Origin of the sequence: Pseudomonas sp. CVAP#3, assembly GCF_018986375.1 — a bacterium.
GTDB classification, from domain to species: domain Bacteria; phylum Pseudomonadota; class Gammaproteobacteria; order Pseudomonadales; family Pseudomonadaceae; genus Aquipseudomonas; species Aquipseudomonas helvetica.
Window position 1 is genome coordinate 21,677 of record NZ_JAHMSC010000008.1, and the last position, 15,446, is coordinate 37,122.

At 58.9% G+C, this 15,446-nt stretch carries 13 protein-coding genes and 4 tRNA genes; 14 read left to right on the top strand and 3 right to left on the bottom strand.

Features of this window, described 5'->3' with window-relative positions; genetic code table 11:
- Positions 1–61: 61 nt before the first annotated feature.
- Positions 62–1,066, bottom strand: a complete 1,005-nt coding sequence (locus tag KRR23_RS15260) for an NADP-dependent oxidoreductase (protein WP_216743194.1) — start codon at positions 1,064–1,066, stop codon at positions 62–64.
- A gap of 232 nt (positions 1,067–1,298) precedes the next feature.
- Between KRR23_RS15260 and KRR23_RS15265 the strand changes: the two genes are divergently transcribed.
- From KRR23_RS15265 to KRR23_RS15275, 3 genes are all read left to right on the top strand, one after another.
- Positions 1,299–2,060, top strand: coding sequence for an SDR family oxidoreductase (locus KRR23_RS15265; protein WP_216743195.1), 762 nt, complete (start codon positions 1,299–1,301; stop codon positions 2,058–2,060).
- Positions 2,061–2,196: 136 nt separating this feature from the next.
- Entirely contained in the window at positions 2,197–3,603 is a 1,407-nt protein-coding gene (locus tag KRR23_RS15270) for a PLP-dependent aminotransferase family protein (RefSeq protein WP_216743196.1), read from the top strand.
- Positions 3,604–3,734: 131 nt separating this feature from the next.
- The gene (locus KRR23_RS15275) at positions 3,735–5,702 is read left to right on the top strand and encodes a methyl-accepting chemotaxis protein (protein ID WP_216743197.1); all 1,968 of its coding nucleotides are present in this window, start codon (positions 3,735–3,737) and stop codon (positions 5,700–5,702) included.
- 143 nt (positions 5,703–5,845) lie between these two features.
- On the opposite strand, the gene KRR23_RS15280 is transcribed toward KRR23_RS15275, so the two are convergent.
- Complete coding sequence (locus KRR23_RS15280) at positions 5,846–6,604, bottom strand: hypothetical protein (protein WP_054593391.1); 759 nt, start codon at positions 6,602–6,604, stop codon at positions 5,846–5,848.
- 370 nt (positions 6,605–6,974) lie between these two features.
- On the opposite strand from KRR23_RS15280, the gene KRR23_RS15285 reads away from it, so the two are divergent.
- The 4 genes from KRR23_RS15285 (at position 6,975) to KRR23_RS15300 (ending at position 7,386) form a co-directional block, all read left to right on the top strand.
- Positions 6,975–7,050 (top strand) — tRNA-Glu (locus KRR23_RS15285).
- Positions 7,051–7,052: 2 nt separating this feature from the next.
- Positions 7,053–7,128, top strand: a tRNA-Gly gene (locus KRR23_RS15290).
- Between the two features lie 104 nt (positions 7,129–7,232).
- Positions 7,233–7,308 (top strand) — tRNA-Glu (locus tag KRR23_RS15295).
- A gap of 2 nt (positions 7,309–7,310) precedes the next feature.
- Positions 7,311–7,386, top strand: a tRNA-Gly gene (locus KRR23_RS15300).
- A 59-nt stretch (positions 7,387–7,445) separates the two neighbouring features.
- On the opposite strand, the gene KRR23_RS15305 is transcribed toward KRR23_RS15300, so the two are convergent.
- A complete protein-coding gene (locus KRR23_RS15305; RefSeq protein ID WP_216743198.1) occupies positions 7,446–8,309 on the bottom strand; it encodes a DNA-binding response regulator in 864 nt (287 codons plus the stop codon).
- A gap of 421 nt (positions 8,310–8,730) precedes the next feature.
- Between KRR23_RS15305 and KRR23_RS15310 the strand changes: the two genes are divergently transcribed.
- The 7 genes from KRR23_RS15310 (at position 8,731) to KRR23_RS15340 (ending at position 15,434) form a co-directional block, all read left to right on the top strand.
- Complete coding sequence (locus KRR23_RS15310) at positions 8,731–8,925, top strand: Flp family type IVb pilin (protein ID WP_019689312.1); 195 nt, start codon at positions 8,731–8,733, stop codon at positions 8,923–8,925.
- 28 nt (positions 8,926–8,953) lie between these two features.
- Positions 8,954–9,472, top strand: a complete 519-nt coding sequence (locus tag KRR23_RS15315; RefSeq protein WP_019689313.1) for a prepilin peptidase — start codon at positions 8,954–8,956, stop codon at positions 9,470–9,472.
- Between the two features lie 14 nt (positions 9,473–9,486).
- Positions 9,487–10,806 (top strand): hypothetical protein, encoded by a 1,320-nt coding sequence (locus tag KRR23_RS15320; protein ID WP_019689314.1) that lies wholly within the window; start codon positions 9,487–9,489, stop codon positions 10,804–10,806.
- Between the two features lie 15 nt (positions 10,807–10,821).
- Positions 10,822–11,634, top strand: a complete 813-nt coding sequence (gene cpaB / locus KRR23_RS15325) for a Flp pilus assembly protein CpaB (protein WP_019689315.1) — start codon at positions 10,822–10,824, stop codon at positions 11,632–11,634.
- A gap of 156 nt (positions 11,635–11,790) precedes the next feature.
- Positions 11,791–13,008 (top strand): AAA family ATPase, encoded by a 1,218-nt coding sequence (locus tag KRR23_RS15330; RefSeq protein WP_216743199.1) that lies wholly within the window; start codon positions 11,791–11,793, stop codon positions 13,006–13,008.
- 3 nt (positions 13,009–13,011) lie between these two features.
- The gene (locus tag KRR23_RS15335; protein ID WP_019689317.1) at positions 13,012–14,451 is read left to right on the top strand and encodes a CpaF family protein; all 1,440 of its coding nucleotides are present in this window, start codon (positions 13,012–13,014) and stop codon (positions 14,449–14,451) included.
- Positions 14,448–15,434, top strand: a complete 987-nt coding sequence (locus tag KRR23_RS15340) for a type II secretion system F family protein (protein ID WP_019689318.1) — start codon at positions 14,448–14,450, stop codon at positions 15,432–15,434. Before KRR23_RS15335 ends, KRR23_RS15340 begins: the two co-directional genes overlap by 4 nt.
- The last annotated feature ends 12 nt before the right edge of the window (positions 15,435–15,446 follow it).

A 15,446-nucleotide genomic window follows, 5' to 3' on the forward strand; every position in this document is an offset into this window, starting at 1 on the left:
GAGCGTGGGAACGATCAATCGCAAATGTGTGCGAGCTTGCTCGCTCCCACATGGGTTTGCGTTAAACCTTTAGAACCAACTTCCCAAAGTTCTCACCGCTGAACAGCTTCATCAGCGTTTCCGGGAACGTCTCCAGTCCTTCGACGATGTCTTCCTTGCTCTTGAGCTGCCCCTTGGCCATCCACCCGGCCATTTCCTGCCCGGCAGCAGCGAACTGCGCGGCGTAATCCATCACCACAAAGCCTTCCATTCGCGCACGGTTGACCAGCAGCGATAGATAATTGGCCGGGCCTTTGACCGCTTCCTTGTTGTTGTACTGGCTGATGGCGCCGCAGATCACCACGCGGGCCTTCATGTTCAGGCGGCTGAGCACGGCGTCGAGAATATCCCCGCCGACGTTATCGAAATACACGTCTACGCCTTTCGGGCATTCGCGCTTGAGGCCGGCAACCACGTCTTCGTGCTTGTAGTCGATGGCGCCGTCGAAGCCCAGTTCGTCAATCAGGAACCTGCACTTGTCCGCGCCGCCGGCGATGCCCACCACGCGGCAGCCTTTGATCTTGGCAATCTGCCCGGCAATGCTGCCTACCGCGCCGGCTGCACCCGACAGCACCACGGTCTCCCCGGCCTTCGGCGCGCCGACGTCGAGCAGCGCGAAGTAAGCGGTCATGCCGGTCATGCCCAGTGCTGACAAATAACGCGGCAATGGCGCCAGTTTCGGATCGACCTTGTAGAAACCTCGTGGCTCCCCAAGGAAGTAATCCTGCACGCCCAGCGCACCGTTGACGTAATCGCCCACGGCAAAGCCCGGGTTGTTCGAGGCAATCACCTTGCCCACACCGAGTGCGCGCATGACTTCGCCGATGCCCACAGGCGGGATGTAGGATTTGCCTTCGTTCATCCAGCCACGCATGGCCGGGTCCAGTGACAGGTACTCGTTCTTGACCAGGATCTGGCCCGCCGCCGGCTCGCCGACAGGGACTTGTTGATAGGTAAAGGTCTCGCGGGTCGCAGCTCCCACCGGGCGTTTGGCGAGCAGGAATTGACGGTTGGTCTGGGCAGTCATGGCGGGCACTCAAGGTTGAATGAAGTCTGATTGATAGACCCTCATGGCGGTTGTCGCAAGGTTTGCTGACGCAGCGAATACAGTCCGATCCAAAGGAGTGATAGTCGGGCGGGGATCTTCATCACCGCAGCTCATAAGTAATCAACCGGCCCTCTGATAGTGCTGCCGCGTGACGGGGCAGGGTGCTTAGACTGCGAGAACGAGATCACCTACATCTTTCGAGGACATAACAATGAGCATGACGTTTTCCGGCCAGGTTGCGTTGGTGACAGGGGCTGCCGCCGGTATTGGCCGCGCAACCGCCCAGGCGTTTGCTGCCGAGGGATTGAAAGTGGTGGTCGCGGACCTTGATGTGGCTGGCGGCGAAGGTACCGCCGAGCTGATTCGGGCTGCCGGTGGCGAAGCGGTTTTCGTGCAGTGCAACGTGACCCTGGAGAACGATGTACAGAGTCTGATGGCGAAGGCGGTGAGCACTTATGGTCGCGTCGACTACGCCTTCAACAATGCCGGGATCGAAATCGAAAAGGGCAAGCTCGCCGAAGGCACGCTCGATGAGTTCGACGCGATCATGGGCGTCAACGTCAAAGGCGTCTGGTTGTGCATGAAGTACCAACTGCCGCTGATGCTGGCGCAAGGTGGCGGTGCGATCGTCAATACCGCTTCGGTGGCCGGGCTTGGCGCGGCGCCGAAGATGAGTATCTATGCGGCGTCCAAGCACGCGGTCATCGGCCTGACGAAATCGGCAGCCATCGAATATGCGAAGAAGAAAATCCGCGTGAATGCAGTCTGTCCGGCGGTTATCGATACGGACATGTTCCGCCGCGCCTATGAGGCCGATCCGAAAAAAGCCGATTTCGCCGCCGCCATGCACCCGGTGGGACGGATCGGCAAGGTCGAGGAAATTGCCAGTGCGGTGCTGTATCTGTGCAGCGATGGGGCGGCGTTCACCACCGGTCACTCGCTGGCGGTGGATGGCGGGGTGACGGCGTTCTGAAGGTTTGCCTGCGACGTAGCACCGGACATTGTGTTTCAAGGAGTTAGAGGAGGGGGTTTTAGCGGCGTTGTCGCACATCTTCATGCGAGCGCCTGTGCTTAACTGGCCCCAGAAAAACAGTTGGAGTGGGTCTCTCATGGAATTGAGAATCGATCGGCAGGCGTTGGTGCCCGTCGTGCAGCAAATTGTTGACGCCCTCGCTGGCTGGATTCGCCAAAGTGCCATTGAGCCCGGAACGCGTTTGCCATCCATTCGACAACTGGCCCGGGAAAACCTGCTCAGTCAGTCCAGTGTCATCGAGGCGTATGAGCGCATGGTCGCCCAAGGCGTGCTGGCGTCGCGTCATGGCTCGGGGTTTTTCGTTGCCGGGCCTTTGGGCGCGACACATCGTTGCGCTGACCCAGCGGGCCCCACGGCGGCTGACGCAAACAGTGTCGGGTTGGTCGACGACCCGTTGGGCATGTTGCCGCTGGGGCGTGGTGGTATGCCCGAAAGCTGGCGCGAGAGCGACGATCTCAGTTATGCCATTCGCCAGGTTTCGCGTACCGACATGGCCGGACTGTTCAACTACAGCCCTTCATTCGGGTTGCCGGTCTTGCGCCAACAGATCCTCAAACGCTTGCAGCAGATGAGTATTACCGTCGATGAGAACCAGGTTCTCACCACTACGGGAGCTACTCACGGGCTTGATCTGATCATACGGACGCTGCTCAAGCCGGGTGATTGCGTGGTGGTCGAAAGTCCGGGGTATTCGAATCTGTTCAAGCTGCTCAGGTTGCATGGTGTCAGGTTGCTGGAAGTACCAAGGACCTCTCGCGGCCCGGACATTGAAGTGCTTGAGGCCTTGTTGAGCGCTAACAATCCCCGTGCGTTGTTCATCAATAGCCTGTTCCACAATCCGACCGGCAGTAGCCTGGCACCCGCCGTTGCGCAACGGATTCTGCAATTGGCCAAGCGTCATGAATTAATCATCGTCGAGGATGATGTCTACGCAGACTTCCAGGGCAGTGCCGGCACCCGTCTGGCGGCAATGGATGCGGGTCAGAACGTGGTCTATGTCGGCAGCTTTTCGAAAACCCTCAGCAGTTCGCTGCGGGTCGGTTATGTCGTGGCCAGCGCTGCAATCATTGCGCGCCTGGCAGACATGAAGATGATTACCAGCCTGGGAGCTTCGCGGTTTTGCGAGTCGGTACTGAGCAGTCTGTTGGCCAATGGCGCCTACCGCAAACTGGTACAGCGCCAGCGTCAGCGACTGAAACGAGATATGGCGGCGACATTGCTGGTGCTTGAAGACGCCGACTGGGAGGTGTTCGGCAAGCCTGCGGGCGGGTTGTACATTTGGGCCCGACCACGAGCGTACGAATCGGCACGGGTGCGCACGCTGGCTCACTCATTCGGTATCGTGCTGTCCTCCAGGACGGCCTTCAGCCCCAATGGCGAGACCATCGATTGGCTGCGCATCAATGTGGCTTATGCCAGCGATCCTCGGGCGCAGGCGTTTTTTCAGGCGTGCGCCTTACCGGATCGACTTCGACCGTTCTGAAAACGACTCGCGCGTAGCTTTTTGCCATTATCGCGGCGCCAAAGGCTTGTGCTTGGGTGCACCCCATTGCGAATCTGCAACAACAGAAAATGGTCGTGTTGCCATTGAGTATGGGAAGGGGGTTACGAGCAATGATTTCGGCCGTGCAAGGACGTTTTGCCAACCTCGGTATGGCAAAAAAACTGGGTGTCGGTTTTATTCTGGTCCTGATGTTGACGGCCGTGGTGGCCGCTATCGGCGTCTGGTCCTTGCAAACCATCAGCCAGCGCTTCGACGGGCTCAAGCAGATGTCGTCGCTCAACAGTGGCCTGCTCAAGGTGCGTTTGCTTGAGCAGGAATACGCCTTGCACAGTGATCCGAAAACCGTCGATGCCTTGCACAAGGGTGTTGACGCGTTGGTCGCCCTCGCAACGCAACTCAAGGCTCAGTCGGCGGCTAACGTTGCGGTGATGAATGATGTCGAGCAGTCACTGGGGGCGTACCGCAAAGCCTTCGATGAGTTCGTCGAGCTGACCCAGTCCAAGGAACTGGCGCTGGAAATGGCCAGTTGGTCGGTGTCCAGCGTGGCCAATAACCTCGATGTGCTGCAGGCTGGCCTTGCCGACGATGGCGCTTATGCGCTCAAGGATACCCAAGGCAAGGAGGGCGCTGAGTTTATCGAGCAGGCCAACCAGGTCAGTCAGGTATCGAGGCTGATGTTGCAGGCCATGAATGAGGCGCGAGTGCGCCTGGATCAAAGCCGCAAGGCCAGTGACGAAAGTGCCGAGCAAGGCAAGATTGAACAGGCCGACCAGGCATTGACCCAGGTTGAGGCATTGAAGAGCGCGGTCAAGGACGCGGGCTACCAGACAGTGCTCAACGAAGTGGCCGGGCATATCGCCAGTTTCAGCGAAAAACTTGCCGAGTACACGGGGCTGCTGAGTCAGGAGAAAAAGGTCTATCAGCAGTTGCATGAGCGCGCCGCTGAAGTGGTGCAGCGGGTCGACCAGGCTTACGCGGCCGAGGACCAGTCGATGCAGGCAGAACTGAAGAAGAATTCGGCGTTGATTATTGCGTCTTCGGCGCTTGCGTTGCTGGTTGGGCTGATTGCCGCGTGGGTGATTACTCGCTTGATCGTTGCGCCACTGCGCAGTGTGATTCTCGTCGCCCAGAAAATTGCGGCGGGCGATCTGAGCGCGACCGTGCAGGTGATGCGACGTGATGAAATCGGCCAGTTGATGCAGGCCATGCAGCAAATGGGCGCGGGGCTGAGCAGTATTGTCAGCGGCTTGCAGGCGGGTATCGAGCAGCTTGCGAATTCCGCGCAATCGCTCTCGGCGGTGACCGAGCAAACCAACCTGGAAGTCAGTAGCCAGAAGGAAGAGACCGAGCAAGTTGCCACCGCGATGAATCAGATGACCGCGACCGTGCATGACGTTGCGCGCAATGCCGAGGAAGCGGCACTGGCAGCGCAGACGGCAGACGGCAAGGTCGAAACCGGTCAGCAGGTCGTGCGTCAGAGCATGCAGCGCATCGAGCAACTGGCTGACTCGGCGACGTCGGCCAGCTCCAGCATCGAAAGCCTCAGTGCGGAAATCCAGAACATCGGCACTGTCCTCAGCGTGATCAAGAGCGTTGCCGAGCAGACCAACCTGCTGGCACTCAATGCGGCCATTGAGGCCGCGCGAGCCGGTGAGCAGGGCAGGGGCTTTGCCGTGGTTGCCGATGAAGTCCGGGCCCTGGCCAAGCGTACCCAGCAATCCACAGAAGAAATCGAACGACTGGTGAGTGCCTTGCGTTCAGCTGCTCAGGCGTCGGTGCAGCAAATACAGAGCAGCGGTGAGCTGGTCAAGCTCGCCGTCAGTGATGCGTTACAGACCGAGAGTGCGCTGGGCAGTATCGCTGCGGCGGTCTCGCTGATTCAGCAGATGAACCAGCAGATCGCTGCAGCGGCCGAACAACAGAGTTCGGTTGCCGAAGAGATCAATCGTAGCGTGACCAGCATCCGTGCCAGTGCCGATCAATCCTCGGTGGCCATGCAAGGCAATGCCACGTCGAGTATCGAACTGGCGCAATTGGGCGTTGAGCTGAAGGGGATGGTGGGGCATTTCAGGTTGTAAGCGTGTGTGGCGAGGGAGCTTGCTCCCGCTCGACTGCGCAGCAGTCGCAGATCGATACTCGCGGTAAGCCTGAACTGAGCGAAGGAGGGTGAGGGTCGCTTCGCGACCCAGCGGGAGCAAGCTCCCTCGCCACAGGTGTTGTGTCAGTCGTAGATAGCCTTTTTCTTCCAGTCTGCGTCGGCTTCCACGTCCTTGAGGCCTTCGGTCAACTCGTTAACTTCGCCTTCCACAGGTGCAATGTTGGTCAGCACCATGGAGTTGGCGCGCGCCAACAGTTTTTCCAGGTACTGCAACTGCTCGCTGTAAACCTGCGGATCTTGCTGTTTACGCAAGTACTGCACGCCACGCTCGAACGCCAGGCGGGCTTGCCCGGGTTGTTCCTGCTGCAGTGCATGTTGACCGAGGTTGTTGAAGAACTCGATGTGCAGCAATACCAGGATGTGGCGTACTTCACGAATCCAGCGCTTGGCTTCGTTGGTTGGCAGGAAACCGTCCTGTGCCGCACGAGTGATCTGGCCATGCAAGGCTTCAAGCAAGAAGCGTACGTCCTTGGCCTTGGCTTCAGTCTGGATCGGTGCCGGCGGGTTGTTGACCGGAATCGATTCACCTCGTGCGACCAGTGCACGCAGTTCCTCGATGCGGGCTTTGGCCGTCGAATTGGTTTTATCCAGATTGAGCAGGCGTTGGCAGACGTTGAGTTCCAGTCGCGTCAGCAGCAGCTTGAGCGCCGGAGTCATCAGCTGGCCAGGGAAGGTCTCAGTTATTTCGCCACAGCGGCGCAATCGATCATTGAGTTCGACCTTGGTGCGGGCCTTTTCCAGTTTATTGTTTTCCACCACATGGTTCATGTAGCCAATGGCGATCAATATTGCGATCCCGACTATTACTAGCAGGGTGATCATGAGTGGTGTCACCGTGAAGACCTCTTTATAGGGTTTGCGTGCGAGTGTAGTGGCTAAGCCTGGAGGCGCATAGGGTGGCGCGACGAGTTGGATCGAGCCTTTGCGCTGTCTATATAGGCAATGTGTGGATGGGTGCACATTGCCATCATCTGCTGGAGAGGACTATAGCGCCTTGGCGAGTGACAGAATATAGGCGTCAAACCCCGGTCGGACGAAAACCCGGAATTGCCCCTCAAAGGGGGGCGAAGTCATTGATTTAAATAAATTTATAGTTGGGGGTTGACGACCCCTCAATCCATCCATAGAATGCGCGCCACTTACAGCGGAAAGCACACAGCGAAACGCGGTAGGGAGTGAATGTTGTACGTGTGTCCCCTTCGTCTAGTGGCCTAGGACACCGCCCTTTCACGGCGGTAACAGGGGTTCGAGTCCCCTAGGGGACGCCAATGCGGGAATAGCTCAGTTGGTAGAGCACGACCTTGCCAAGGTCGGGGTCGCGAGTTCGAGTCTCGTTTCCCGCTCCAATTTTAAACGGCTTTGCTTTCGGGCAGGGCTGAGTGAAACCAGAACCAAGTCTTCGGACGCGGGTCTGGACACCGAAACACACACCATGTGTTCCGGGTAGCGTGTCCCCTTCGTCTAGTGGCCTAGGACACCGCCCTTTCACGGCGGTAACAGGGGTTCGAGTCCCCTAGGGGACGCCATTGCGGGAATAGCTCAGTTGGTAGAGCACGACCTTGCCAAGGTCGGGGTCGCGAGTTCGAGTCTCGTTTCCCGCTCCATATTTAACAAAAACGCCGCTCATTGAGCGGCGTTTTTGTGTGCGCGTTATAAAAGTGCTTCAGCCTCCCAGGCTATGTATCAGGCTATCGAGCACTTCGGCGGTTGTTTCATCCAGCTCAGCGACTACCGACGCTCTAAGCTGGTGCGCCAAGCGGTATTCGCTGGGTGTGCAGTTGGCGAATTGCTTGAAGGCGCGAGCGAAGTAGGAGGGGTCCTTGAAACCGGCTTCATAACCGATGCTGGTGATAGGCATCTGGCTGTTGTCGAGCAGTTCCTTCGCGAAGTTCATGCGCTTGTTCAAGATGTAATCCATGAAGCCAAGACCGTTGGCTTCCTTGAACAGGCGGCTGAAGCGAAAAGTCGTCATGCCGCAGCGTTTGGCCACTTCCCTCTGATCGATGTTGTCCCGAAAGTGCTGATCGATGTACAGCAGGACATTGCTCAGCGCCTGGTGTTTCTGGTGCTCCGAGGTCATCCGGATGCTGCCCGGAAGGGTCGGGGAATGGTCGATCTGCATCGTCTTGCGTTGGTCGCGAACATTGCGGCGCAATTCGTAGAGCTGAATGACAGCCGCCAGGTAGCGGTTTTTTTCGGAGGCTGAAAGGGGCAGCACCATGTATTCCCAGACACACGAACGCATCGCCCATACGGCCAGCTCTTCGGAGTGCTGCACGGTGAACATGGTGATCGGAATGGCCGGTGCGGTGCGTTTGATCTCCAGCAACATCCTCAGGCCAGGTGTGTCGGGGCGATCAAAATGGATGCAGATCATGTCGGCCCGCACCTCGCTGGAAAATGCGGAGTCTTTCGCCAGTTTGCAGTCGCAGGCGTGCTCGAACTGCGCAATGAGTTCGGGGGTGGAGCGATCGTGGGTCCGATCGAACCAGAGGAGTGATGGCTTCCTGATCACGTTCGACGTCATGTATTTGGCTCTGGGCTCTGAGGTTCTTCGTGCCTCTCTCCGCTGAGGAGTATTGCCAATGTGCTATCACTTTGCAGACTAAATCCTGATAAGAAAAACCGTATTTAGTTCTATGCGTTCTATGTTCCGCCTGTAAGTCAGTGCCGGGCGGTTATTTATTGGCGCGTTGCCGGTGTACTTGGGATCAACCGTTCGTCGCTTGCGAATCAAAGAAAATGGCATTTGCTAGCCATTTCTTGTTTTGCCCCTTCCATAACCTTTTCAAAACCCGATCACCCGGTATTTGGCAGCGCCCGCAAAAAAGTCCTAGCGATGTGCAAAATCTTCCTAACCCCTTCGGTTGTGTCCTGACTAATGTTGCATCACGCAGTACATAAGGTGCTGCTTCCCGGAAGAACAACACTCGAGTGAGGTGGGCAAAATGATTATGCAAACAATCAAGGCTTCGGTACTGAAGTTCGTCAAAGACGAAGATGGTTTGACCGTTGTGGAATATGCGGTAGCAGGAGGCTTGATTACGGCGGTTGTTGCTGCCGCGTTTACCAGTCTCGGAACGAATGTACACACCAAAATCACAGCGCTGTGCAATGCCGTGGGTGGTGCTGCTTGCGCGTAACAATAATTTCCGCAAGGGAGATGCTGTGATGTCCAAGGAACAGCTGATGGCTACTGTTCTGCTGCTAGGACTGCTGGGCGTGGCGGTGGTGAGCGACCTGCGTCGCCACCGCATTCCCAATCTGCTGATCCTGGTAGGTCTGGCCCTGGGGCTGGCCGGTCAGGCTTATTCAGGTGGAGTAAGCGGGTTGGGGGATGGCCTGCTGGGCATCCTGGTCGGTTTTGGAGTGTTTCTGCCACTGTACGCCCTGGGCGGGATGGCAGCCGGCGACGTCAAGTTGATGGCCATGGTGGGCGCTTTCCTCACTCCGTTCCCGGCACTCTGGACTACGTTTTTCTGCCTGATAGCCGGTGGCTTGTGCGGGTGCCTGATTGTACTGGTGCGTGGCCAGGTGCAGCAGACCTTGGGGCGCTACTGGCTGATGTTGAGGGCCCGGGCCTATTTTGCACCGGCGGCGGATGAAGTGGCAGGTCAGCCGTTCCCCTATTCGGTCGCGATCCTGCTCGGCACTTTGACCAGCGTTATCTGGTTGCCTTTGGGCCAGTAGCTTGGGAGAACCTTATGTACGCCATCAGCGAAAAAAATGCCGGGACCTTCGAACGGGGAGCGGTGCAGCGACTGGCGCCTCAGCCTCGCACTGTCCGTGAGACCGGCCTGGCGGACAATTTTCTCGGTGATCTGGTCTGCAAGCATCTGCACGATGCCGGCGTGCTGGATCTGTCGCGACTGGTCGAGCGCCTGGCACTGACGGGCGCGGTTCTGGAGGAAATACTGGCTTTTCTGCGCAAGGACGGCCGGGTCGAGATACTCGGCCAGACGAATGGCCAGACGCTGCGTTATGGCCTGACGGAGCGTGGCCGCAGCGCGGCACGTGACGCCTTGGCGCGTAGTGGTTATATCGGCGCGGCTCCTTTCCCGGTGAGCGCCTACCGAGCGCTGATCCAGGTACAGACCATTCACCATGGCGGCATCACCGCGAGCGCAATGCATCGCGCCTTCGAGTCCGTGGTACTGGCCGAGCGCATGCTCGATCAACTGGGCATAGCGCTGAACTCCGGGCGCGCGATCATGGTTTACGGGCCTGCGGGTACCGGCAAGACTTATATCAGCAGCCGACTGATTTGCCTGTTTGCCGAATGTATCTGGGTGCCCTATGCCATCGCGATCAACGATTCGGTGATCGAGATCTTCGATCCCCACGTCCACCAGCGGCTGGATGTTGACGAACAGCAAAGCAAGCTGCTGCTCAGCGAAGGAATCGATCGCCGGCTGATCTGTTGCAAACGTCCGGTGGTTATCACCGGCGGCGAGTTGAACATGGAACAGTTGGATGTCCACTACGACCCATTCACTCGCCTGTATCAGGCCCCTTTGCAGCTCAAAGCCAGCAACGGCCTGTTCATCATCGATGACATGGGGCGCCAGCGCATAGCGCCGGCCGAGTTGCTCAACCGCTGGATCGTGCCGATGGAGGAGAAGCGTGACTTCCTCAACCTCGGAGGCGGGCGGCACTGCGAGCTGCCGTTCGATGTGATTCTGGTGTTCTCCACCAACCTCAATCCGCTGGAATTGGCCGATGAGGCATTTCTGCGGCGCATTGGCTACAAGCTACCGTTCGGCTATCTGCAACCCGATGACTATGAACGCATCTGGCGCCAGGAAACCGAACGGCTGGGCATTCCCTATGACCCGCTGTTATTGCGTTATGTCTTACATCAGCTCTACGAGTCGGAAAACATGCCGCTGGTGCCTTGCCACCCACGCGATCTGTTGAACATGGCGATCGACCGTCAGCGTTACTTGGGCAGCTCCGGACCGCTGTCGCCAGCGGATCTGAAATGGGCCTGGCACAACTACTTTGTCCAGCTCGATTTTCTTTGAAAAGGAGATACAGACATGAGTTCTCGTACGCTCACCCTGATTGCCCTGTCGCTGGTTCTTGGCCTGGGTGCCGCCTGGATGGCCAACAGCTGGCTGAGCGCACGGCTCAATGCCAATCCAGACGACAACCTGAAGACCGTGGTGGTCGCCACGGTGGAAATCTCTTTCGGGCAGATGGTCGAGGCCCAGCAGGTCGCCGTGGTGCGCATGCCCAAGGACACGGTGCCGGACGATGCCTTCGATGCCACCGACAAAGTGGTGGGCAAGATTGCCAATGTCTCCATCCTGCGCGGCGACATCGTGCGCGGCGCGCGCCTGGCCGAACACTTGGGGGGCAGTACCCTGGCCTCGCTGATCGAGCCCAACATGCGCGCCATCTCGGTGCGCGTGGACGACGTGGTCGGTGTCGGCGGGTTCCTCTTGCCAGGCAATCGGGTCGACGTGCTGGCCACCAAACAGACCGGCAGTAACAGCAACACCCTGGCTGAAACCATTCTGGAAAACCTGCGCGTACTGGCGGTGGATCAGACGGCCAGCACCGACAAGACCCAGCCGGTGGTGGTACGTGCGGTGACGCTGGAGATGACCCCGGAGCAAACGGTCGTCCTAGTCAAGGGGATGAGCGAAGGCAAGTTGCAGCTGGCCTTGCGCAACCCGCTGGATAACCAGAAAAAACCGGTGATCGCTGAGCCTGTTGCCGAGGTCAAACAACTGCCAGCAGCGGTCAAAGTTGTGAAAGTGGTCAAAGTCATGCAGCACCGTAGTGGCAGTTCAGGGATCACCGTTATTCGCGGTACCGAGGTTAACGTGGTGAAAGCTCAACTATAAGGTTGAGGGGGGCAGAAGCCAGGCAGGTAAGTGGCATTAAAAAAGGGTTTGCCAGCAAGTTACTGTCCGCAGACTCAAGAAGTACCGATTGATCCTCTAGTCGCTATTGCCGGGCTCCAGGCCCATCGGCCAACCCGAGACATCGGAGATCAAGCCATGTTGAACATGAGGGAAGCCACCAACGCGACCACGGCCCATCAGCAAGGCATGCGCCTGCTGATCAGTAGCCGTGACGCCGAGGTCTTGAAGCATCTGAAAACCTTGAGCCAGGATTTGCCCAACCTGCAGGTGAGCACGCGTCTGGTGAGCAACGGCCATACCGACCCCTTGTATGGGCTGGAGCAGATGCCCGACTTCCTGTTGCTGCGCGTCAGCCACTTGTGGCGCGAGGAACTGGCGGCCCTGTTGCTGTGTCCCGCGAAGGAGCGCCCGCCACTGCTGGTGTGTGGGCCCCTGGATGAGCGTGAGGGCATGCGTCTGGCGATGCAGGCCGGGGCCCGTGACTTCCTGCCGGAGCCGGTGGCGGCGGAAGAATTACAGGCCGCGCTCGGCCGTATGCTGATGGAGGCCCATGCCGGGGAAGAGACGACAGGCAAGCTGATTGCAGTGATGAATGCCAAAGGCGGTTCGGGCGCCACCATGCTGGCCTGTAACCTGGCGCATCAGCTGAGCATTCGTGGCGGCAGAACCCTGCTGCTGGATCTGGATCTGCAGTTCGGCAGTGTGGCGCACTGCCTGGATGTGCAGACGCCCCACAGCCACGTGGACGTGCTGCAGCAGATCGAGGCGTTGGACAACGTTGCCTTGCGCGGCTTTTGCAGCCATTTCAGTCCGACCCTGCATGTGCTCGGCGGGCGCGCCGGTGAGTTGTGCCTGCCGCAGGATGTACGCCTGGAGCAGCTCGAGAGCCTTCTGCATCTGGCGCGCAGTACCTATGACTGGGTGGTGGTGGATTTGCCACGGCAGATCGACCACCTCACCGGCGTCACGTTGGAGCAGGCTGACCGCGTCTACATCGTGGTGCAGCAGAGCATCAGCCACCTGAAGGACGCCACGCGCCTGACGCGGATCCTGCGCGAGGATCTGGGCTTGCAGGGCAGCCGTCTGCAGGTGGTGGTCAATCGCTACAACAAAAATTCGCCGATCAGCCTCAAGGATATTTCCGAGGCGCTGCGTTGCACGGATCTGCAGAAACTGCCCAATGACTATGCGGTGGTCAGTGAAAGCGAGAATACCGGAGTGCCACTGGAGCTCCATGCGCCACGGGCTTCCATCACCGTCGCCGTGCGCGAACTGAGCCAGAATCTTATCGGGACCGAGGCCAGTGGGCAGGGCTTGCTCAAACGTACCTTCAGCCGTCTGTTCGGGGGGTAAACCATGCTCAGCGACTTTCGTAATCGCCTGCGTCAGCAGTCCGATAAAAATGCTCCGGCAGACCTGTCGGAGGTCCCCGTTAGCAGTGCGGACGGTGCCAGTGTGCCCATGGCCTGGGAAGCCAGTGTGCCGGACGTGCTCTACGAGACCCGGACCAAGCTCAATTCGGTTGAGATCGAATGGCGGGAGAAGATCTACCAACAGTTGCTCAAGGTGATGGATCTGTCCTTGCTCGACACCCTGGAACCGGCCGAGGCCGGCCGACAGATTCGCGAGATCAGCTTGCGCTTGCTGGACGAGCATTCGGCACCGGTGACGGCCAGCAGCCGCCAGGTGATCATCAAGCAGATCACCGACGAGGTGCTGGGGCTCGGGCCATTGGAGCCGCTGCTGGCTGACCACAGTGTGTCCGACATCCTGGTCAACGGGCATGCCTCGGTGTATGTCGAGCGCTTTGGCAAGCTACAGAGAACCGATGTGCGTTTTCGCGATGACCAGCATCTGTTGAATATCATCGACCGCATCGTTTCCAGCCTGGGGCGGCGCATCGACGAATCCTCGCCACTGGTGGACGCGCGCCTGAAAGACGGCTCGCGGGTCAACGCCATTATTCCGCCGCTGGCCATCGACGGCCCCAGCATGTCGATCCGCCGCTTTGCGGTGGATCTGCTCAACACCGAGAGCCTGGTGCAGATGGGCACCCTGACCCCGGTCATTGCGCTGATGCTCAAGGCCATCGTTCGCGGGCGGCTGAATGTGCTGATCTCCGGTGGTACCGGCAGCGGCAAGACCACCATGCTCAATGTGCTGTCCAGCTTCATTCCGCACAATGAGCGGATCGTCACCATCGAGGACTCGGCCGAGTTGCAACTGCAACAGCCCCATGTGGTGCGCCTGGAAACCCGCCCGTCGAATATCGAAGGGCGCGGGGAAGTGAACCAGCGCGAACTGGTGCGCAACAGTTTGCGTATGCGCCCTGACCGCATCGTGATCGGTGAGGTGCGCGGCGCCGAGGCGCTGGATATGTTGACGGCGATGAACACCGGCCACGATGGCTCGTTGACCACCATCCACGCCAACACCCCCCGTGATGCCCTGGGGCGCATCGAGAACATGGTGTCGATGACCGGCTTCACCTTTCCAATGAAAGCTATGCGCCAGCAGATTGCTTCGGCCATCGATGTGGTGGTTCAACTGGAGCGCCAGGAGGATGGCAAGCGGCGGGTGGTCAGCGTGCAGGAGATCAATGGCATGGAGGGTGAAATCATCACCATGACAGAGATCTTCGGTTTCGTCCGGCGTGGCATGGGCGAGCACGGCGAGGTACTGGGCGAGTTCCGTCCCACCGGCATGGTGCCGGCTTTCCGTGATGTACTGGGCAAGCGTGGCATCGAGTTGCCGCTCAGCCTGTTTCGGCCTGAATGGATGGAGGGGCAGTCATGAGTCAGATCCCCGGCGAATTTATCCTGGTGTTCCTGGGCATGGTGTTCACCGCCATGTTCTTGCTCAGTCAAGGGGTCGTAGTACCGGTGTTCGGCGAAGCCGGCAAGGTACGCAAGCGTATCCGCGGCCGCCTTAATGTGCTGGAGCAGGCCAGCAATCTGCCCAATATGCAGACCGTGTTGCGGCAAAAATACCTGCGGCGCCTGTCACCCCTGGAAGCGCGCCTGGAACAGTTGCCGGCGATGGAAGCGCTGGCGCAGATGATCGAGCAGGCCGGGCATGACTATCGTGCCTATCGGGTGCTTTTGCTCGGTGTGTCCCTGGCGGCGATGGGAGGAATCGGGCTCTGGGTATTCACGCAACACTGGTGGATGGCGGCTCCGTTTGCCTTCGTGCTGTTCTGGCTGCCGATACTGAAGATATCCCGCGATCGCAGCAAGCGCTTCGCCCAATTCGAGGAGGGGCTGCCGGACGCTCTGGATGCCATATGCCGTGCTCTGCGGGCAGGGCATCCATTCAATGAGACCTTGCAGCTGGTGGCAGAGGAACATAAGGGGCCGGTGGCGGCCGAGTTCGGCCTGACCTTCGCCGATATCAACTACGGCAACGATGTTCGTCGGGCCATGCTGGGTCTGCTGGAGCGCGTGCCGAGCATGACCGTGATGATGCTGGTGACCTCGGTGCTGATCCACCGCGAGACCGGCGGCAATCTGACCGAGGTGCTGGAGCGGTTAAGCAGCATGATTCGCGGGCGCTTCCGTTTTCAGCGCAAGGTCAAGACACTGTCGGCCGAGGGGCGTATGTCGGGCTGGATACTGGTGTCCATACCCTTTGTGCTGGCTGCGGCGATTCTGATCACCACCCCGACCTATTTGCCTTTGCTCATCCTTGAGCCCGTGGGCCAGAAGCTGGTTGTAGGTGCTTTTGTCGCCATGCTGATCGGGATTTTCTGGATACGTAAAATCATTCGGATTCAGGTTTGAATCCAGGAGTGC